Origin of the sequence: Prosthecobacter sp. (genome assembly GCF_044232965.1) — a bacterium.
In the GTDB taxonomy this organism is placed as follows: Bacteria; Verrucomicrobiota; Verrucomicrobiia; order Verrucomicrobiales; family Verrucomicrobiaceae; genus Prosthecobacter.
This window is the reverse complement of sequence record NZ_JBIIKX010000051.1, coordinates 11277-29427: the sequence shown is the minus strand read 5'-3', so window position 1 is coordinate 29427 and position 18151 is coordinate 11277. Positions and strand designations below refer to the sequence as shown.

Genomic DNA, 18151 nt, shown 5'->3' with positions numbered 1-18151 from the left:
CGCTCATTAGCGCCAGCAGTTTCCTTTGAACTGCATGCAGCGTAAACTCACCGCTGTCATGATTCCAAAATTCCCGTTCTTCCTCACGCTGATCTTCGGTGGCTTCTCCGCATGGCTGTGGATGACCGACAATGTGATGCGCGCCATCTCCGTGATGCTCCTGCTACCGTTGTGGCTGCTGCTCATGGGACTGTGGTGGTCGCTGCGGCTCAAGGGGATGCGTTTGAAGCGACTGGCGGTGGTGATCGTGTGCATCGCCGTGTTTTTCGGCCTGTTCCGTTACGACGGCTCGGCGGACGGCTCGGCGTTTCCGAGTCTGGCCTGGCGCTGGCAGAAAAAGACCTCGTTGCCGGAACTGCATAACATCGCGGGCAAATCGGAGGCTCCCACCGCCGCTCCGGCGGGCGTGGCGGACATGCCGCGCTTTCTCGGTGTGAAAGGCGATGGCGTGCTGCCGGAACCGGACTGGCAGACGGATTGGAAGGCGCATCCGCCGCGTGAAGTTTGGCGCATTGAGGTGGGCGATGGCTGGTCGGGCTTCGCGGTGGCGGGAAATCGTGCGATCACGCAGGAGCAACGCGGTGAAGAAGAATGTGTGACGTGCTATGACATCGCCACGGGCAAGCTGCTGTGGTCGCACGCGGACGAGGCACGATTTGATGAGGCCATGGGCGTCATCGGGCCGCGAGCGACGCCGACGATTGACGCTGGGAAGGGCGTGGTTTTCACGCTGGGTGCCAAAGGTTTGCTCAACTGTCTGGATTTGACGACAGGCGCGGTGCGCTGGAGCCGTGACACACTGAAAGAGGCTGCGGCGAAGACGAACTTGCAGTGGGGGAAGAGCTCCTCGCCTTTGTTGGTCAGCGAGGTGGTGATTTGCAGCGGGGGCGAGGGCGGAACGTCTTTGATCGCTTACCGCCAGGACAACGGCGAGATCGCTTGGAAGAGCGGCGAGAACGGCGGGAGCTACAGCTCACCCATTTTGCTACCCCTCGCCGGACGTGAGCAAATCGTGAACGTGAACAACAACTCCGTCACCGGGCATGATCCAGCCACAGGCAGTGTGCTGTGGAGCTTTGACTGGCCAGGTGCGTTTCCGAAGGTGGGACAACCCGTGCAGTTAACGACTGACCGTTTTCTGGTGACGTCGAGCTATGGTGTGAAGGGCCACCTGGTTGAGATCAAGGCCGCAGCGGACGGCAAACTGTCTGCCACGTCGATCTGGAGCAGCAGTCACCCGCGCACGAAGTTTAGCAGTGCGAGCGTGTTTGGCACGCACGCCTACGCATCGGATGAGGGCACCTTCTGCTGCGTGGATCTGGCCACGGGCGAACGCGGCTGGCGCGAGGGGCGCTACGGTTTCGGCCAGCAGATTCGTGTCGGAGAGCAATGGATGCTCATTCAGGCAGAAAAAGGCTTCGTGACGCTGGTGAAGGCCAATCCTGAGCGGCTGGAGGAGGTGTCACGCCTGGAGGCGCTGCGTTCCAAGACCTGGAACCCGCCGACGCTGGCCGGACGCTGGCTGCTGGTGCGCAATGACCGCGAGGCGGTGTGCTACGAGATTCCGGCGAAGTGATTGCCGTGTAGATTCGAATGGCACTCTAATCCCGAGGGACATTCGGCTTCGATTGCCAATCGAAGCCACTTCACCACACGCGGTGGAGGAAGCGGCCGACGAAGCTGCGCGCGGAATTTGGCTTCGAGTAACGTTGCCCGCCTGCCATCACTTCCTGAACCTGAAGCGGGCCTTTGTGGTCGATGATCTTGATGGATTTGACCTCGATGCGGGCCACCGGGCAGTCATTGCTGTCCACCGGCATTTGTGAGATGCTTTGCACCGTTTCCAGGCCGGAGACAACCTGACCGAACACCGTGTGCTTCATGTCGATGGACGCGTAGTTGCCTAGGGTGATGTAAAACTGCGAGCCGTTGGAGCGGCGCTCCGGGTTCACCTTGTCAGAGCGGCGGGCCATGGCGACTGCACCGATGCGGTGAGGGCGTTTGATTTCAGCAGGCAGCGTCTTGTCCTCACCACCTGTACCCCATTTTTCACGAGCAGACTCGTCGGAGGTGAGAGGATCTCCTGTTTGCACGATGAATCCCTCAATGGCGCGGTGGAAAGCGAGCCCGTTGTAAAAGCCGCTGTCGCAGCGGTCGATGAAATTCGCGACGGTCTGCGGGGCGTCATCGGGGAAAAGCTCGATCATGATCGTTTCCTTCATGCCGCCAAAAGCCACGTCCATGACAGCAAGTTTGTGCATGGAGTCCTTCTCCCAGAGGCCCGGATTGCCAGCGACGGGCGAAGGCAGGCGCAAGGGGCCGGAGGAAGTGATGGGCCCGCCGGAGGTGGGTGCCGCACCGCCTTGGTCAGCCGCTTTGAAGAGAGATTTCTGCGCCTCCTCGGCCAACTTGTCCACCGTGGACGTGGGGGACGTTGTCTCTGGCAAGGCTGGAGCGGTGCTGGGCCTGAGCATCTCAGGTGCCTTGACTTGCTGGGCATTCGAGAGAGTGCCGCAGCCGAAAATAAGCAGGCAGGTCAAAAACGAGGTCTTCACGTCAAAAAGCAGGGGGATGGAAACACCTGGAAACGATCTCAGCGCAGAGTGGCCGGAATGGCCGGGTTGATCTGAGGAGGGGCAGCCGGGGCTGCGGCGGGAGCCGGGACCGGGATGGAAGGAGCGGCGGGCGCCACGCTGGCCGGCGGCGCGGCATAATCATCCTTGCGATATTGATAGTAGTGCTTGGGATTGCCGCGTGATTTGCGCGGCGGCAGTCCCCAGCTCACATCATAGGCATCCTGTTGCGAGACGGTGGGGTTGCGAGAGTCCATCTTCTCAAAAGATTTGCAGGACATCAGGCCGAACAAAGAGGCGGCCATCAAAAATAGAATGCAGAAGCGCGGAGGAGTCATTGTCTGGCTGGATTGAATGCTTGGGAGGATTGGATACTAGGCGTTGCGGCTTCCGCTGGCAAGATCGAAGTCTGAGACGAAAACGTCTGGCCACACGCTGTAGAAAAGCCTCGCCACCGAGGGGGTTTCGCGGTCATTGGTGAGCGATTCCCATTTCCTCTTCTCATGCAAGCCCTCATCACCGGCGGAGCCGGATTCATCGGTTCCCATCTGGCCCAAGCCCTGTGCCGCAAGGGTGCCAAAGTACGGGTTCTCGACAATCTGAGCACCGGCTCCCTGGAAAACCTGGCCTGGCGTGGCAACGGTGATGATTTGGAATTCATCCAGGGAGATGCGCGTGACGAGGCGCTGCTGGCGAAAATCGTGCCCGGCTGTGAGTGGGTGTTTCACGAGGCGGCAGTGGCCTCGGTGCCGCAGTCGGTGGCGCAGCCGCTGGAAACGAACCAGCACAACCTGGACGCGACGCTGAAACTCCTCATCGCGGCGCGAGACGCGGGCGTGAAGCGCTTCCTGTTTGCCTCTTCCTCGGCGATCTACGGCGAGTCCGAAGTGGAGTCGAAGCATGAAAGCCTGCCACCACAGCCGATCACGCCTTACGGCCTGCAAAAATACGCCAGTGAACGCTACGGGCAGCTTTTTCATCAGCTCTACGGCCTCCCGACCGTGGCGCTGCGCTATTTCAATGTCTTCGGCCCTCGGCAGTCCTTCAACTCGCCGTACTCAGGTGTCATCGCCCGTTTTTGCACGGCGATGCTGCGGGGCGAGACCACGGTGATCTTTGGCGACGGCGGCCAGTCCCGTGACTTTGTGTTCATCGACAACATCGTGCAGGCCAACCTGCTGGCGGCGGAGGCTCCGGCGGAACGTGTGGCCGGACGGGTTTTCAACGGTGGCACCGGAAACAGCGTGTCACTGCGGCAGCTCGTGGCGGATCTCAATGAACTCACTAAGCAGGACATCCAGCCACAGTTTGAACCTGCCCGTGCGGGCGACATCCGCCACTCGCAGGCGGATGTTTCAGCGCTGCAGGAGGCCACAGGTTATGTGCCAGCGGTTTCTTGGAAGGAGGGCCTTGCGCAGACGCTGGAGTTTTACCGCCAGCAGCCAGCCTGAGCGGCGATCAGGCCGATTTCACCGACTTGGTGATGATTGTGCGGCCCAACAGCATGTCCGTGGTGTTCATGGCCTGAACGAGCGGCACATTGGCCTCATCAAGCGTCTTGAAGCGCACACGCTCCTTGCGCATGGCCCAGGCGCCGAACAATTTGATGAAGGGATAGAGCAGGACAAGCTTCGGCAAGGCGGAGCGCTGCTTGCGGTCGATGTGCGGCGTCACACTCGGGAAGCCGGCGTCCATCAACGCATGCGCCACATAGAACCACGACACCGGGTTGATGTGGCCGCCGGTGGAATAAAGCGCGCTATGCTTCACCGGCAGAGGGCCGAAGAGATTCCAGAAGCCGAAGGTGAGAAAGCGCAGCCGCGAGTTCAGGTTTAGGATGTTCGGCGTGCTCAGGATGCACACGCCGCCGGGCTTCAGCACGCGGTGAATTTCCCTCACCACGCGACGGAAATCCTCCAGATGCTCGATCACCTCCGTGGCGGTAACGACATCGAAGCTGGCATCAGGATACGGCAGCGACTCGTGGTTCAGATTCGCCACATCCACCTTCTGGCCCGGCAGCCGCATCAGTTCTTCCGTGTAATCACACACGCTGGTCTCGACGTTCAGCTTCTCCTTCACGCGGGCGATGAGCGTGCCGCGTCCCGCTCCGATGTCGAGATAGCGCGTCCAGGAACGCCAGCCGGGTTCGGCGAGGAGGAGTTCGAGGACTTTTTCGTGGATGCGGTCGATGCTCATGGAACGGCGTGCTTATCGAAGGGCGCTGTGACGGGCAACCTATTTCTTCACACTCCGCGCATCACCCGCACGGCCACATGATCCGTGTCCGGCAGGATGCGCTTGCGCAGGTCGATGGAGACACCAGCGGCCTTGAACTCCTTCAGCACGCAGTCCGCCAGCTCGGCGGCCAGCGTTTCGATCAAGCAGCGTGGCTTCTCAGCGGCGATCTGCTGGAGCCTCGCGGCCACGGCGGCGTAGTCGATGGTGGCGGTGAGGTCATCCTGCATCGCCTCAAAGCGGCTGCTCACGCGCATGACGACATCGGCTTCGAGAATCTGACTGCCAGCACGTTCCTCATCCGGCACGCCGATGTGGGTGCTCAGCTTGAGGCAGGACAGGCGGATTTCGTCAGGTAGGAACATGGCGTGAAGTTATGATACAAGACCGCGATGGATGCATTCGTCGATCAGGATGCGCGTGGGGATGTTCAGGTCGGTTTTCAGCGCCTCCGCCAGCGGCAGCCACTGAAACTCCTGCGCCTCCTCGTTCAAAACGACGCTCGGCGCAGACTCCGCGCAGTGTGCGATGTAATTGAGCAGCAGAAAGTGCGCGGAACGCTGAAACTCCGGCGGCTCGATGCAATCCTGCACCATCACAAACTCGATGTCGCGGAGCGTGAGCGCCGTTTCCTCGATGATCTCGCGGACCAGCGCCTCCTCGCAATTCTCACCGCGTTTGATCTTGCCGCCAGGGATGCCCCAGCGGTGGCTCCACTTGTGCGTGCGGATGAGCAGCATCTCCCCTGCCCCGTTCAAGATCAGCGCCCCCACCGTGGCGATAGGAAACGCGGCCTCCTTCACATTCCAACCACCCAGCAGCGCCGGAAGACGGGACAAATCACGCACCAGCAGATCGGGCTCGGACTTCAGCAGCGTTTCGGCGCTCTCATAACCCGTGCAGGTGGCGATGCTGAGGACTCCAGCGGCCTTGCCCGCGTCGATGTCATGCCGCATGTCGCCGATGAAGGCGGTCTCTTCCGGTCGCATGTCCAACCCTGCCAGCAGGGAGTGAATTTCGTCACGTTTGTCGATCACTCCGCAGCGCATGACTTCAAAGGCGTCCTTAACCCCCAGCGCGGCCGCCTGCGCCTCCACATGCTGCGCCGGAGCGCTGCTCAGCACCACCATCCGCCGCCCGGTGGCGGCGGCGTAGCGGATGAACTCCGCCGCATGCGGCAGCAGCGGCACACCTTCAGAGGCGTGTGGGAAATGCTCCAGGTAGAGCTGCTGCAGGCGCTCCAGCGGCGTGCCGGGCAGGATCTCCTCGAAAAACTCCGTGTAAGGCAGCCGGAACCGCGCTTGAAACTCCACCCGCGTCAGTTCATCACGCCCGGCGGCCCGCAGCATGCCGTTCACGGCGCACAAGACACTGGGCAGATCATCCGCCAGCGTGCCGGACCAGTCGAAGATAAGATTGCGAATCATGAGCGCGGGGCATTAGCCGTGGCTCGCATGATTTGCAAACCACGAAGCCGCTCCTAGCGCCTGCGTCGCAGCGCCAGCAGTCCCGCCAGCCCCAGCAGCATGAGGCTGCCCGGCTCCGGCACCGGTGTGAGCACGAAATCAATGCAGTAAGAAATTTGATCCGTCCCCTCCTGCACCCAGAAAGTGTAGTTGCCGGGGCCGAGAGGACCATTGAAGCCGTCACCACCAAACTCAGGACCGGCGTCCAGAATCGCCATCAGATTGGTGTAGGTGGCACCGAAACCGTCCAACTGCTCGTTCCAGAGCCCGTTGCTCAGGTGATTGGACGGGTCGGACATATTGATCGAGGTGGCGTCGTCAATCGCCATGAAGGAGTTGATGCTGCCGACAGGCTTGCCAGCGCCGTTGTCGGAGTACGAGAGCAGATTGATTCCTGTCAGGTAGTAGCCTGCGGCGATGGTAAACGTCCAGACATCGGCGTCCATGGGGTTCACGCCATCGAAGCCCATCGTGCCTTCGACCAGGTTGTGCCCCTCGCTAAAAAAAATGGGGGTGGGGGCATTGCCATCGCCAGACAGTTCACCGCTGTACAAGTAATCCGGTGGAACAACGGCGGCCTCAGTCCAATTCACCGCGTTCGCCTGGCTCAAGGGCAAGGCGAGGGCAGCGAACAGAAGGCTGAAGCGTCCAAAACAATTCATTATGATAATTATCACCAATATACTCAATCATGTCAATCATGTTCGTCCATCACCGGCTCGAAAGCCTTCACCGCCACCCGATTTGGGCTCGCTTTCGTCCGCCTCACTCCGCATTCTCGTGACCATGAGGTTGTCTCTTCTCTGCCTGTGCGTTTTGCCCTCCTGCGTCCACCTGTTCACCACCCGGGTCGATTACACCGCCTCCGCTCCCGCGCCCAGCGTCGGCGGCAGCACCTTCCGGGCGGAATTCATCCCCAAGGGCGCGGAATCCGGTCTCGCCCTCAGCGCCGGGGTCATTGGCGGGGCCACGGTGTCTGAAATCGGCCCCTACCAGGTCCGCCTGCACGCCTTCGGCCAGTCCGGCGACCAGCGCACCTTCCGCGTGACGAGTTTCACCCTCACCAGCCCCGGAAACTTCACCGCGCCCATGGAACCACGCGGTTTCGAGGGCCGGGCCGAATTCAAGCCCACTCAAACCACCGGCCGCAACCGCGCCAGCCTACTGCTCGGCCCGTGGTTTCGCCTGGATGAATACCGCGACCGTGAACTCCTCATCGAAGCCGGGGTCGAAGTCACCCGCCGCGGCGGCGTGACACGCGGCAGCCTCCGCATCCCGCTGAAACAGACGAAAACCAGCCGCCGGGACAGTCACTTCCTGCTCAACGAACTCTGGCAGGACATTCGTGGCGTGGAAGACCCGGTCATCGAAGCGCTGCCACCAGCGCCCGAATCAGCGGAGTGAGGAGCGCGGGAAGTCAAGGCGGCTATGCCGTCAAAGGTCAAGGAGTCAAGCGTCGTGCTTCACACCCTTTGACCACCTCTTGACGGGCGCAGCCCCCCTTGACCACTCTTTGACGGGCGCAGCTCCTCTTCCCCCTCTTTTGCCCCTCGACAATTCGCCCGCGTTCGTCTCAAATGCGCCCGCACTGCCCCAGAGCGGGCATTCTTCTCTCAAACCCAACAACCACACTCACACCATGGGCAAAATCCAATTCGGCTCCGAAGTCTATACCTGGTTCATGCAGGGCACCGGCAAAGGTTACGACAACAAACTCGACCACATGATCAAGGTCGCCTCCGAGGCGGGCTTCACCGGCATCGAGCCCATGGTCCTCGAAATCTCCACCAGCGCCCTCGGCTGCAGCAAATACTGGCTCGGGCCCCTCATTGACCCCATCAAGATGAAGGACACCCTTCAGCAGTACAACATGCAGCTCGCTGGCCTCGCCCTCGTCTGCGCTTGGGACGGTGAAACCGAAGCCCCCAACGAAAAGGAAGCCGCTGACTTCACGCTCAACTTCCTCAAGCACTTCCCCGGCTCCATGCTCGGCACCGTCACGCTTCCCAGCGGTCGCAAGGACAACCTCCAAAGCCGCCGCCTGAACATCGCGAAAAACGTCAATGCCGTCTCCAAGCGCGCTGCAGACCTCGGCATCAAGGCCTCCTACCACCCGAACTCCCCGCCCGCCTCCCTCGTCCGCACGCAGGAAGACTATGACGTCGTCCTCAGCAGCCTCGACCCCAAAGTCACCGGCTGGACGCCCGATGTCGGCCACATCATCCGCGGCGGCATGGACGTCATCGCCACGCTCAACAAATGGCAGCATCTCGTAAACCACATCCACTACAAGGACTTCTCCGGCAACGGCGCCGAGCCTTGGGCACAGATGGGCACCGGCAAGCTCGACTTCCACAAGATCACCGAATGGCTCGTCGCCCGCGACTACTCCGGCTGGATCATCTGCGAAGACGAAGCCCACGTCGCCGTCGATGACCCCGATGGCGTCACCAAGCAAAACGGCCAGTGGTGCAAAGACAATCTGCATCCGATCGTCGCGTAATTGATTTCGCAAAGCGAATACCCCTAACTCAACGCCCTCTTCCTTCGGGAGGAGGGCGTTTTTGTTTCTACACAGAAAAACCATGCAAGTGCCACCAAAACAGGCACGGCAAATGCATTGACGCTTATGCGCCGCCCGTTCAGCATGCGGGCCCAGATTTATGCGCTTGAACATCCTCACTCTTGCTTTCGCTCTTGGGGTCTTGACCGCCTTCGGCCAGCAGCCAGCGATCTATTCCGACACCGAAGCCGCCAATCATGTCGATGAGGAAGCCACCGTCACCGGCAAGGTCTTCGGCGTCTCCACCTCAAAAACAGGCACGACGTATGTGAATCTCGGCGGCAATTTCCCGCAGCACACCTTCGCGGGCGTCATCTTCGCCAGCAAGCAGGCCGACGTGGGCGATGTGAAGCAATACGAGGGCAAAGACGTCACCCTCACCGGCCGCATCACCGTCTCCCGCGACGCGAGCAAGAAACCGCAGATCCTCATCAGCAGAGCGGATCAAATCAAACTCGCCGTCCCAGCAAGTGCCCCCGCCGCGATGCCTCCGGCACCCGCGGCCGCCACATCGGCACCCGCCGCAGCCCCCACCTCGGCCACCACCACGCCGATGCCTGCTTTGACCCCGCCGGTGCCCAAGGAAATTCCCATCTCCGCCTCGACCGTTCAAATCCAGCTCGCCAGCAGTTGGAGCGCGCCGCGCAGTGGCGGCGAAATGACGCGCAAGGATCTTGCCCGCATCTTTGGCACCATCGGCACTCCCAGCGACACCACCACCGCCTCGGCCGCGCTCGAAGTTTACCCCGGCATCCCCTTCCTCACCCAGTTGGAAACCGTGAAGAAGCTTCTCAAGCTCGAAACCCTATCATGTGCCAAATCCAGAATCACTACGGCAGGACTGCCCTTTGATTCCCTCACCGATCATGACTTCTCCGGCGTCTTCCCCGGCGGCTACGACCAGCTGCACCTCATCACTGACAAAAACGAGCAGGTCGTCAGCGTCCTGCTGGTGGACTCCAGCTCACGTGCCCGCGTGACGAACGAAGTCGATGGCACCGGCTACCACACCTACAACTTCATCACCGGCGGCAGCAAAGCCGTGACCTACTACGCCATCCGGCACCAGGTCACACCGCCCAGCACCCCCACCGCCGCCGTGGTCGTGGACACCCTTCTCGTCGATCCCACCGATCCCGAAACACCGAAGCCAAAGACCAGCAAAAAAAGCTCCAGCAAATCCAACTACTCCAAGCCCAAGACCGGCAAGATCCTCGAACGCTCCCGCTGGTTCGTCCCGCCTCCCATCGTCAATCTCATCCTCCGCAGCACCGGCGGGTAAATGCGGCATTCTGCTATGGCCCGACGTTCGAGCCCTGAATCCTCGTCGCACGCCCCTTGAATCCTCATCGCTCTTGGGGTCTGGGTAAAAAGCCGCTGGACGACAGCCATCTGCCAGTGTGTCAGCAGGACTGTGTCAGAGAAGGTAGTTAGCCTACTGTAAAACCTTGTCTCAAGGCGCTGATTCGAGCCGAAAAGGGGCCCCTGCACCGGACACATTGAGAACGAGGCGGATAAAAATGCAGCCCAATCTCCGGCGGGAGATCCGGTCATATTTTACTGCCAAATATGACGCGTATTTGAGTGAAAACCGACAGATCAGTTGCTCATCACTCACCGGTGCGTCAAAATCGACACCCATGAAGCCTGAAGTCCACTGGTACGCGACAAATCTGTGGCCCATAACGTTGTTGACGCTCTCGACAGAATTGTTTCTCATCAAGTAGTTCGCTGAAGAAATCGTGAAGATTTCATCCTGCGTTCACACTGTTTTCACAGACAGATGGAAGCTTGGCAGGTCAATTCCTTATCAATCGAATTTCGAAACACTGCAATGAACTTCCTTCAAGAAACTGTCAGAGTCATGTTTGCCCATGGTCTCGTGTATTTAGTGTACGGGTTAGCCCTCTCATTTGTGATCGTATTCGGAGCGTCCCGATTCGTGAAAATCACACTCATCATCCTTACTCTGCTACTGGCTGCCGTGGGCGCGCTCTTCATCGGCCCTCGCATTCACGAAGCCGCTGTGTGGCGTCAGCTTTCCCAGCGCGTCCCTGCCCAAGCCCTCTCACCCGCCGAAGCCGAGATCACTGCCGACGCCGTATCCGGTCGACTCACTCCCGATGGCGTCGACGAGGTTGGTCACGTTCGCCTCGCTAACGGCGACATCTGGCGCTTTGCCTTTCGGTCGCATCATCTTCTTCACTGCTCAGACAGTTATTCCGTCTTTGCTGGTCCCGCCGGCATCTATCGCGTTCGGGGCGATTACTTCTGCTGCGAGGTCCAGTTTCCGAGCGCCACGATGCCGAAGGACAGCGCCGAGTTCCTTACGTTTCTCCGCGGCGTTCATAACTCAGTCGAACGCGCCAAATGACAATGGCCGCACCGCCTAACCATGCGCTGCAGCGGACTGCTCCGGGCGTTACTGCCTGAGAGTAACCCCTCACACCACCGGCCCCGGCACATCGGCCCACTTGGCGTGCCATTCTTTGAAGACGATGGGTGAAATCTCGCTGGGCTTGATCTCGCTGCGGCCGCCCCAGAAGACGTTGGTGTATTCGACCGGGATGCCTGCCTCGACGAGATGCTGATCAATCGCGGCCTTGTGGGCGAGCACGGTGTCTTTGTCGGTGCCGTGGATGACGCCCATGATGTTCACATTGGCAAAGCGCACGCCGCCTTCACGCCAGTAGGCATGCGTCATGATGGGATGACGCCCGACTTCGCCGCCGGCACGTTCTTCCATGCCCTTCGGCACTTTCCAGTGGAACAAGGCATTGAAACGCGTCACGCGCTGGCCTGAAGCGCTCGGCTTGACGTGCTCCAGGAAAGTCGAGAAACGGCCGATGACGCCTTTGGCATCGAGACGCTTCGCGACTTCGCAGAATTTCTCCATCGAGACACCCGCAGCCATCGCCCGTCCTGCCCACGGCTCCGGGCCGATTTCTTCGGAGGCTAAATCGCCTTTGAGATGCAGCAGCACGTTCCACTCCTCCTCGTTGAGATCGGCAATGTTGGTGGTCATCATCACAGCAGGCTCGTCGGCCCTTTCACCAGGTTCCATCGTCTTGCGGCGCACATGGCCGACGCCGAGGGCGAAGATGCCGTGCGCCTGCATGGTGTAGTAGTCCTCGGCACCGATAAGGCGCTTCAGCACATCGCAGTGATCGTTGATGGCGCGATCCTGCGGCACTTTGAGCGTCGTCCACAGACGGAAATCACTGCCGCTGACCTCACGGTCGGTGCTGCGCAGCACGACGTGGCCGCTGAAGGGGTCTTGTTTGAAGAGAAACTCAAACGCGCCTTCCAGCTTGTCAGTGGGCACCTTCCATGCGACGAGCGCGCCTTCGGCGAGCTTGTTCGCCAGCAAGGTCTGCCGAACGCGGCGGATCACGCCCGCCTTCAGCATGGCACGGATGCGTTCCACCACGGTGTCAAACGGCAGGCCACTCTCTTCGGCAATGAATTGGAACGGGTGCTGATGAAAGCCCTTCACCCGGTCCTCGCTCACGGCGAGAATTTGGGCGTTGATAGGGTCGGTGTGCTCGATGGGAAGGGAAACGTCGGACATGGTTGGCAGGGTCGGGGGAGCGCAACCTTTAGCGGCCTGCGCCAGGAACACAAGGCCCGGCGCTGTGCCGTATTTGCGATTCCACCAGCCCTTCGTCGTCATTGAGCTCCTCCGTGCCAATCAAGCCTGACAGCATCAGCACTCGGCCTGTCCACTTTCCTATTCGCTGGTTTGCTTCACGGCCAGTTCCGGCCACAGTCCGCCGCATGCGCCCGCTTTTCTGCCTTCTGCTCCTCGCCGCGAATGCCTTGCACGCCCAGACGGAGCGCAAGCTCGAAACCCTGCTGCTCATGCCGGAGCCGAAGGCGATGCGCACGGTGTTCTCCATTGTCCCCGCCGGAGCGAAGCAGACGGTGCTCACGCCGTATCGCGAGTCCGCCGTGTCGCCGAGCGGCATCGAGCCGTACTCGCAGGCTTCCTTCGCCAAACTCGGCCTGAGTGTCGAGACCTTCGCCGAACGCGCCAAAACTGCCGCCGACAAGCGCCTGACCCAGATGCAGCCCGAATTGAAAAAGGGCGAGGACGGGAAGATCGCCTACGCCGTCTATCGCGGTGAATCGTCGCTCTTTCCCACGCTGCTCATCGCCCCTTCGCTGCCGAAGATTTTCGAGGAGCTGTTCGGCAAGGAAATCTGGGTGGCCATGCCGGACCGTCACGCGCTCTACATCTTCCCCGCCCGGTCCGACATCCTCCAAGAATTCACCGCCGACCTCGCCGAGCGCTACACCACCGATGCCTTCGCCGCGAGCTGCGAGGTGTTTTCGCTCAAGACGGGAGAAGAGCCGAAGGTGGTGGCGAGTTTTGCGGGAGAAGAGTGAAGAATCCGCCACGGTCACCACGATTGACGGGCTCAACAAAATTGTGTCTTATCAAACCATTGGGCGTTCCTACGCGCATCCGTGAATGAAGTGTCTGCTATCTGTTCTTTTCCTCTCCAGCATTTCTCTGCTGGTGGCAGTGTTCTCCCCCTATGGCCGCGCTTCATTTGGGAACCTTGCCTTCATTCTGGTACTGGCGGCCATGTTCGTGACACTAATCGCGATGAACTATCGTTGGCATCGCACTCGCACCACACGGCCATCGCTTCTATTGGCCGCAGTTCCAGCCATGCTGGCTTATTTCGTTTGCACCACACGTCAGGCCTTTGATGAGATTATTCCCATGGGTATCGATGCCACAGTTGCTCGTCTTTATCGCTCGCAAAATCATCAGCATCCTGGAATTGAGCTTGAAGGCGCTTCGCACGAGGCAATCAGAATCGAACCTGTTCCCGAAGAAAGCTGGATAAAGCTGCGAGTTGGCGATCATGTGACCAAGGAACCCTTCACCACCTACCTCAAGCGCGGCGACGAGCGAGTTCCCGCTGTTGAGCCTTCTCTATTCCACGCGATCAGAGGAGCATCTTCGTGATGATCAACGGGCCTGCCTCTAGCTATTTCAAGCGTCACGGCCCATCGAACACCACGGCATCATCGCCGTCTTTCGCCGCCCCCTTCCTGTGCTCAATGCCTTCTGCCCGACGACGCCTGGCTTCGGCGAAGAATTCTTTGAGGATGCCGACGCAGTCGTCGTTGAGGACACCGGCGGTGATCTCGCAGCGGTGGTTGAGGTTGGGGGCTTGGAGGAGGTTCCAGTAGCCGCCGGCGGCACCGCCTTTGACATCGGGGCAGCCGAAGATGACGCGACGGACGCGGCAGTGGATGATGGCCCCGGCGCACATGGGGCAGGGCTCCTTGGTGACGTAAAGATCGCACTCGTTGAGCCGCCAGTCGCCCAGGGCGCTCTCGGCCTGGGTGAGGGCGAGCATTTCGGCATGCGCAGTGGCGTCCTTGAGCGTCTCGACCTGGTTCCAGGCCCGGCCGATGACGTTTCCCTGATGCACGATGATGGCTCCAATGGGCACTTCGTCCTGCTTGGCGGCCTTGCGGGCCTGCCGCAGGGCATCGCGCATGAAATGCTCGTCGTCGAAGGGGTTGATGATGAGGGTGTCTGCCACGCGGGTTTATAAACGGCTGCGCGGCCAACTCAAACCTTGAACTTTGAACCTTGAACCTTATCTCAGGACATGAATCACACGACCGACCTCATTCTCCCGTCCTTGCTGGCCTCCGACTGGTCAAAAATCGGCTCCGAAGTGAAGCGTGCCTCCGACGCCGGGGCGCAGTGGCTGCATCTGGACGTGATGGACGGGGCTTTTGTCGATAACATCTCCTTCGGCCCGCAAATGGTGCAGACGGTGCGCAAGCTGACTGACATGTATCTGGACGTGCATCTGATGATCCACCGTGCAGATCATTATCTCGAGCGTTTCATCAAGGGGGGCGCTAACAACATCACGATTCATGTCGAGGCGAACTACGACAGCTCGCTGGCGGAGACGCTGAAGCGCATCCGGGCCGCCGGGCTGCACTGCGGCATCGCGCTGCACCCGAGCACGCCGTTTGAGGCGGCGCTGCCGTTTGTGAACGATATCGACCTGCTGCTGGTGATGACGGTGGTGCCCGGATTTGGCGGGCAGCCCTTCATGGAGAAGGAAACAATGCCGAAACTGGCCGCCGCGCGTGATTACCGCGACGCGCACGGTTTGAAATTCCATCTCGAAGTCGATGGTGGCATTTACACAAACACTGCACCGATCGCGAAGCAGAACGGGGCGAATCTGTTCGTCTGCGGCACGTCATCCTTCGGCCCGCCGGACATGAACCAGTCGATGCGTGATCTGGTGGCGTCCGTGGCCTGACATGAAAAAGGGCAGGAGATGAACTCCTGCCCTTCGAGATTGTTTAGCTCGCAGGCGGCGGCTCTGTCGGCTGGGGAGCCGGAGCGGCGTGATTGTCGTCATGATGATCATCGTCGTGATGATCATCCTCCTGGTCGTGCTTGTCCTCGCGGGGATCGTGGCCTTCCTGATGCTTGATGTCGGTGTGCTCGGTGACGCCTTTGAGGTGCGTCTTGAACTTGCGATGGCGCTGCTGGCCTGGCAGCGGGCTGATCTGCATGTTGATGTTACGACCCGCCATCTTCGGCTCCTGATCGACATGGCCCATGGTGAGGAGGTCGGCCTTGATCTTCTGCGCAAGTTTATGGCCCAGCTCCTGATGCGCCATCTGGCGGCCGCGGAACTGGAGCTGGATGCGCACCTTGTGGCCTTCGGCGAGGAAGTCTTCCGCGTGCGTGATCTTGATCAGGTAGTCATGCGGGTCGATGCCGATGCGGAATTTCATTTCCTTCACCTTGCCGGCCTTGTGATGCTTGTGAGCCTCCTTCTTGTGCTTCTCCTGGATGTACTTGTATTTGCCGTAGTTGACGATCTTGCACACGGGCGGATCGGCATTCGGCGCGACCTCGACGAGGTCCAGGCCACGCTCCTTGGCGATGCGGATGGCCTGCGCGGTGGGCAGGATGCCGAGCTGATGCGTGCCATCCTCCTCAACGACACGCACCTTCGGAGCACGAATGCGCTCATTGATGCGGGTCTGATCGACAAAACGACCGTTCGGCCGGTCACGACCCCCAGGACGATTGCCACCACCGGGACGGAATGGAGCACCGCTGGAGTAACCGCCTGGACGTGCCGGTCCCGAGGGGCGCGGAGCACCGGCGGCTGGTCCTGCTGGACGCGGAGCGGCTGGATTGGCCGGGCCGGCAGGTCCTGCCGGACGGGGCGGCGGCGGTGTTCCGCCTTGATTTTGCTGGGGACGCGGCGCGAAATTGCCGCCGCTCAGTTGCTGGAATGGATTGCTTATGGGTTACCTCCGTGTGTGTTCAGGAATCCAGGAGGCCGTGTGGCGATCACCTGGAAAATCGAAAGGAAAAGACGCGCTGCAAACATCATATCAGCGCGGACTCGATTCCAACATGCACGCGCCCTCAACCTCCCGGTCATGCGGGGTCTGGAAACGCGAGAAAGAAAAAAACATGCAGGGAAAGTCAGATACAAGCGGCTTTAGGAAACACGCTGGCGGAGTCATTGACTCAAACGCTGCCAATTAGTAGCGACTTTCACGAAGATGAGCAAGCCGATTTATTGACGCAATGCCTCACCTTCAGGAATCCGCCCGCCCACCGACGAGGAAAAATGCCCAAGCATCAGCTTTCCCGAACTTTCCCCGCCAAAGAATCGAGCGTCCGCTTGAAATCGTTGGAGCCATTGATGAGGTTCGTGACGACTTTGCAGGCGTGAATGACGGTGCCGTGGTCGCGGCCGCCAAACTCATCGCCGATCTGGACGAGCGGCAGCTTCGTGAGGCTGCGCACGAGAAACATCGCCACCTGACGGGCCTCGGCGATGTTTTTCGGGCGACGCGGGCCGGTGAGGTCGCTGACACGCAGGTCGTAGTGCGTGGCGACGATGCGCTGCACGCGGTCCACGGTGATGGTCTTGGACTTGTCGTCGTCGATCACGTCATGCAGCAGCGTGGCGAGAGCAGACTCGGTGGTGACAGGACCTTCAAGGGAGACGTGGGCCGCCACGCGCATCAGCGCACCCTCAAGTTTGCGCACGTTGGCGCGGATGCGGTGCGCCATGAAGTCGAGAATCCACGAGTCGAGCGCCACATTGAAATCACTCTGCTTGCGGCGCAGGATGGCGATGCGTGTCTCAAAGTCGGGCATCTGAATCTGCGTTGCGAGCCCCCACTCAAAGCGGGAAACGAGGCGGCTTTCGAGATTTTTGATGTCGCTGGGCGGACGGTCGCTGGCGAGCACGATCTGCTTCGCGTTGTTGAAGAGCTCGTTGAAGGTGTGAAAGAACTCCTCCTGCGTGCTGTCCTTGCCCTCGAAGAAATGCACGTCGTCGATGAGCAGCACATCGACCTTGCGGTATTTCTGACGGAACTGGCTAAAGGTCTGCTTTTTGATGGCGTCCACGAACTCGTTCGTGAACTGCTCGGAGGTAACGTAACGCACATTGGTGCGCGGCTTGCGCGCCAGCACCTCCTGGCCAATTGCCTGCATGAGGTGAGTTTTGCCAAGACCCGTGGGACCGTGGAAAAAAAGCGGGTTGTAGATGCGGCCTGGCTTTTCGGCGACGGCGCGGGCCACGGCGAGCGAGTAGCTGCTGTTCGGACCGGCAACGAAGCTGTCGAAATTAAACTTGGCGTTCAATCCGGCGTCACTGAAATAACGAATGGGTGCCTGATCAGAGGCAGTAACACGCGCGGCCTTGATTTCAGGCATCGGCACAAACGCCGCGCTGGCAGGCACAGGCTCCGTGGCAACATGAAATTCAATCACAGCGGGAACGCCGGTGACCTCGGCCACAGCATCAGCCACCGCCGCGGTGTGATTGCTCTCGATCCACAACTGGTGAATCGGGTTTGGCACGGTGATGATGAAGCGTCCGTCATCCGCAAGACGTCCGCAGGTGCCGCTGAAGCAGCGCTGGAAATTGTCACCGCCAAGGCGCTGACGCAGCACCTCGCAAACGCGGTCCCACAGCGTGGGCGTCAAAGCGAACAGTTCCGCAGGCGCATGATGGTTGACTCCGTTGGTGGCTGGTTGATTCGTGCTTTCATCGTTACGCGCCATGTCGGGGTTTCTACGGGAGAGTGAGGTGAAAAAAGTGGTTGAGACGAACTTAAAAATCATTCAGCAGGCATCAAGGTGAGCATGACATGAATTTCAAAAACGTCACTGCTTTGTATGACGAAAGCGACCCATCTAACAAGTCCTTCTTCTATATATTTTTTGAATTTTCCATGCGCGACAATGAAAGTTTCAAAATCAATTTGCACTAAGC

Annotated in this window: 19 protein-coding genes; 9 read left to right on the top strand and 10 right to left on the bottom strand. The window is 60.0% G+C overall.

The genetic code is table 11. The annotated features are described in order from the left end of the window. Positions 1-34: 34 nt before the first annotated feature. The gene (locus ACILSI_RS18815) at positions 35-1576 is read left to right on the top strand and encodes a PQQ-binding-like beta-propeller repeat protein (protein ID WP_395723450.1); all 1542 of its coding nucleotides are present in this window, start codon (positions 35-37) and stop codon (positions 1574-1576) included. Between the two features lie 70 nt (positions 1577-1646). Here the strand turns inward: ACILSI_RS18815 and ACILSI_RS18810 are convergent, their stop codons facing one another. Beyond that, entirely contained in the window at positions 1647-2555 is a 909-nt protein-coding gene (locus tag ACILSI_RS18810; RefSeq protein ID WP_395723449.1) for a peptidylprolyl isomerase, read from the bottom strand. Between the two features lie 38 nt (positions 2556-2593). Beyond that, entirely contained in the window at positions 2594-2854 is a 261-nt protein-coding gene (locus ACILSI_RS18805; protein ID WP_395723448.1) for a hypothetical protein, read from the bottom strand. Between the two features lie 222 nt (positions 2855-3076). Here ACILSI_RS18805 and ACILSI_RS18800 point away from each other — a divergent pair, with 222 nt between their 5' ends. Continuing rightward, a complete protein-coding gene (locus tag ACILSI_RS18800) occupies positions 3077-4024 on the top strand; it encodes an SDR family oxidoreductase (RefSeq protein ID WP_395723447.1) in 948 nt (315 codons plus the stop codon). Positions 4025-4031: 7 nt separating this feature from the next. Here ACILSI_RS18800 and ACILSI_RS18795 read toward each other — a convergent pair whose 3' ends face one another. Genes ACILSI_RS18795 through ACILSI_RS18780 form a run of 4 tightly spaced genes read right to left on the bottom strand, consistent with a single transcriptional unit; the run spans position 4032 to position 6939 of the window. Continuing rightward, a complete protein-coding gene (locus ACILSI_RS18795) occupies positions 4032-4772 on the bottom strand; it encodes a class I SAM-dependent methyltransferase (protein WP_395723446.1) in 741 nt (246 codons plus the stop codon). 47 nt (positions 4773-4819) lie between these two features. Continuing rightward, complete coding sequence (locus ACILSI_RS18790; RefSeq protein WP_395723445.1) at positions 4820-5176, bottom strand: dihydroneopterin aldolase; 357 nt, start codon at positions 5174-5176, stop codon at positions 4820-4822. A gap of 9 nt (positions 5177-5185) precedes the next feature. Next, positions 5186-6238, bottom strand: a complete 1053-nt coding sequence (locus ACILSI_RS18785) for an NUDIX domain-containing protein (RefSeq protein WP_395723444.1) — start codon at positions 6236-6238, stop codon at positions 5186-5188. 53 nt (positions 6239-6291) lie between these two features. After that, complete coding sequence (locus ACILSI_RS18780; protein ID WP_395723443.1) at positions 6292-6939, bottom strand: PEP-CTERM sorting domain-containing protein; 648 nt, start codon at positions 6937-6939, stop codon at positions 6292-6294. Positions 6940-7063: 124 nt separating this feature from the next. On the opposite strand from ACILSI_RS18780, the gene ACILSI_RS18775 reads away from it, so the two are divergent. The 4 genes from ACILSI_RS18775 to ACILSI_RS18760 all read left to right on the top strand — a co-directional run bounded on the left by ACILSI_RS18775 (position 7064) and on the right by ACILSI_RS18760 (position 11214). Next, positions 7064-7681, top strand: coding sequence for a hypothetical protein (locus ACILSI_RS18775; RefSeq protein ID WP_395723442.1), 618 nt, complete (start codon positions 7064-7066; stop codon positions 7679-7681). Positions 7682-7916: 235 nt separating this feature from the next. Further along, on the top strand, positions 7917-8780 hold the full coding sequence (locus tag ACILSI_RS18770; RefSeq protein ID WP_395723441.1) for a sugar phosphate isomerase/epimerase family protein: 864 nt from the start codon (positions 7917-7919) through the stop codon (positions 8778-8780). A gap of 202 nt (positions 8781-8982) precedes the next feature. Next, positions 8983-10122: a hypothetical protein gene (locus tag ACILSI_RS18765; protein ID WP_395723440.1), complete on the top strand. Its 1140-nt coding sequence runs from the start codon at positions 8983-8985 to the stop codon at positions 10120-10122. Positions 10123-10782: 660 nt separating this feature from the next. Next, positions 10783-11214: a hypothetical protein gene (locus ACILSI_RS18760; RefSeq protein WP_395723439.1), complete on the top strand. Its 432-nt coding sequence runs from the start codon at positions 10783-10785 to the stop codon at positions 11212-11214. Positions 11215-11283: 69 nt separating this feature from the next. Here the strand turns inward: ACILSI_RS18760 and ACILSI_RS18755 are convergent, their stop codons facing one another. Beyond that, complete coding sequence (locus ACILSI_RS18755) at positions 11284-12411, bottom strand: Lrp/AsnC family transcriptional regulator (protein ID WP_395723438.1); 1128 nt, start codon at positions 12409-12411, stop codon at positions 11284-11286. 206 nt (positions 12412-12617) lie between these two features. Here ACILSI_RS18755 and ACILSI_RS18750 point away from each other — a divergent pair, with 206 nt between their 5' ends. Both ACILSI_RS18750 and ACILSI_RS18745 read left to right on the top strand, forming a co-directional pair. After that, positions 12618-13229 carry a hypothetical protein gene (locus ACILSI_RS18750; protein ID WP_395723437.1) on the top strand — a complete coding sequence of 204 codons (612 nt, stop codon included), beginning with the start codon at positions 12618-12620 and terminating at the stop codon, positions 13227-13229. Positions 13230-13314: 85 nt separating this feature from the next. Continuing rightward, positions 13315-13821 (top strand): hypothetical protein, encoded by a 507-nt coding sequence (locus ACILSI_RS18745; protein ID WP_395723436.1) that lies wholly within the window; start codon positions 13315-13317, stop codon positions 13819-13821. 34 nt (positions 13822-13855) lie between these two features. Here ACILSI_RS18745 and tadA read toward each other — a convergent pair whose 3' ends face one another. Next, positions 13856-14407, bottom strand: coding sequence for a tRNA adenosine(34) deaminase TadA (gene tadA / locus ACILSI_RS18740; RefSeq protein WP_395723435.1), 552 nt, complete (start codon positions 14405-14407; stop codon positions 13856-13858). Positions 14408-14476: 69 nt separating this feature from the next. Between tadA and rpe the strand changes: the two genes are divergently transcribed. Next, positions 14477-15151, top strand: coding sequence for a ribulose-phosphate 3-epimerase (gene rpe / locus ACILSI_RS18735; RefSeq protein WP_395723434.1), 675 nt, complete (start codon positions 14477-14479; stop codon positions 15149-15151). A 43-nt stretch (positions 15152-15194) separates the two neighbouring features. Here the strand turns inward: rpe and infC are convergent, their stop codons facing one another. After that, positions 15195-15881, bottom strand: coding sequence for a translation initiation factor IF-3 (infC, locus tag ACILSI_RS18730; protein ID WP_395723464.1), 687 nt, complete (start codon positions 15879-15881; stop codon positions 15195-15197). Positions 15882-16500: 619 nt separating this feature from the next. Then, complete coding sequence (gene dnaA / locus ACILSI_RS18725) at positions 16501-17940, bottom strand: chromosomal replication initiator protein DnaA (protein ID WP_395723433.1); 1440 nt, start codon at positions 17938-17940, stop codon at positions 16501-16503. Positions 17941-18151: the final 211 nt, after the last annotated feature.

Excerpts from the sequence above, each read along its gene's own strand:
- ACILSI_RS18815 (WP_395723450.1), top strand. The coding sequence starts at position 35 with ATGCAGCGTAAACTCACCGCTGTCATGATTCCAAAATTCCCGTTCTTC.
- ACILSI_RS18805 (WP_395723448.1), bottom strand. The coding sequence starts at position 2,854 with ATGTCCTGCAAATCTTTTGAGAAGATGGACTCTCGCAACCCCACCGTC.
- ACILSI_RS18800 (WP_395723447.1), top strand. The coding sequence starts at position 3,077 with ATGCAAGCCCTCATCACCGGCGGAGCCGGATTCATCGGTTCCCATCTG.
- ACILSI_RS18795 (WP_395723446.1), bottom strand. The coding sequence starts at position 4,772 with ATGAGCATCGACCGCATCCACGAAAAAGTCCTCGAACTCCTCCTCGCC.
- ACILSI_RS18790 (WP_395723445.1), bottom strand. The coding sequence starts at position 5,176 with ATGTTCCTACCTGACGAAATCCGCCTGTCCTGCCTCAAGCTGAGCACC.
- ACILSI_RS18785 (WP_395723444.1), bottom strand. The coding sequence starts at position 6,238 with ATGATTCGCAATCTTATCTTCGACTGGTCCGGCACGCTGGCGGATGAT.
- ACILSI_RS18780 (WP_395723443.1), bottom strand. The coding sequence starts at position 6,939 with ATGAATTGTTTTGGACGCTTCAGCCTTCTGTTCGCTGCCCTCGCCTTG.
- ACILSI_RS18775 (WP_395723442.1), top strand. The coding sequence starts at position 7,064 with ATGAGGTTGTCTCTTCTCTGCCTGTGCGTTTTGCCCTCCTGCGTCCAC.
- ACILSI_RS18770 (WP_395723441.1), top strand. The coding sequence starts at position 7,917 with ATGGGCAAAATCCAATTCGGCTCCGAAGTCTATACCTGGTTCATGCAG.
- ACILSI_RS18755 (WP_395723438.1), bottom strand. The coding sequence starts at position 12,411 with ATGTCCGACGTTTCCCTTCCCATCGAGCACACCGACCCTATCAACGCC.
- ACILSI_RS18750 (WP_395723437.1), top strand. The coding sequence starts at position 12,618 with ATGCGCCCGCTTTTCTGCCTTCTGCTCCTCGCCGCGAATGCCTTGCAC.
- ACILSI_RS18745 (WP_395723436.1), top strand. The coding sequence starts at position 13,315 with ATGAAGTGTCTGCTATCTGTTCTTTTCCTCTCCAGCATTTCTCTGCTG.
- rpe (WP_395723434.1), top strand. The coding sequence starts at position 14,477 with ATGAATCACACGACCGACCTCATTCTCCCGTCCTTGCTGGCCTCCGAC.
- dnaA (WP_395723433.1), bottom strand. The coding sequence starts at position 17,940 with ATGGCGCGTAACGATGAAAGCACGAATCAACCAGCCACCAACGGAGTC.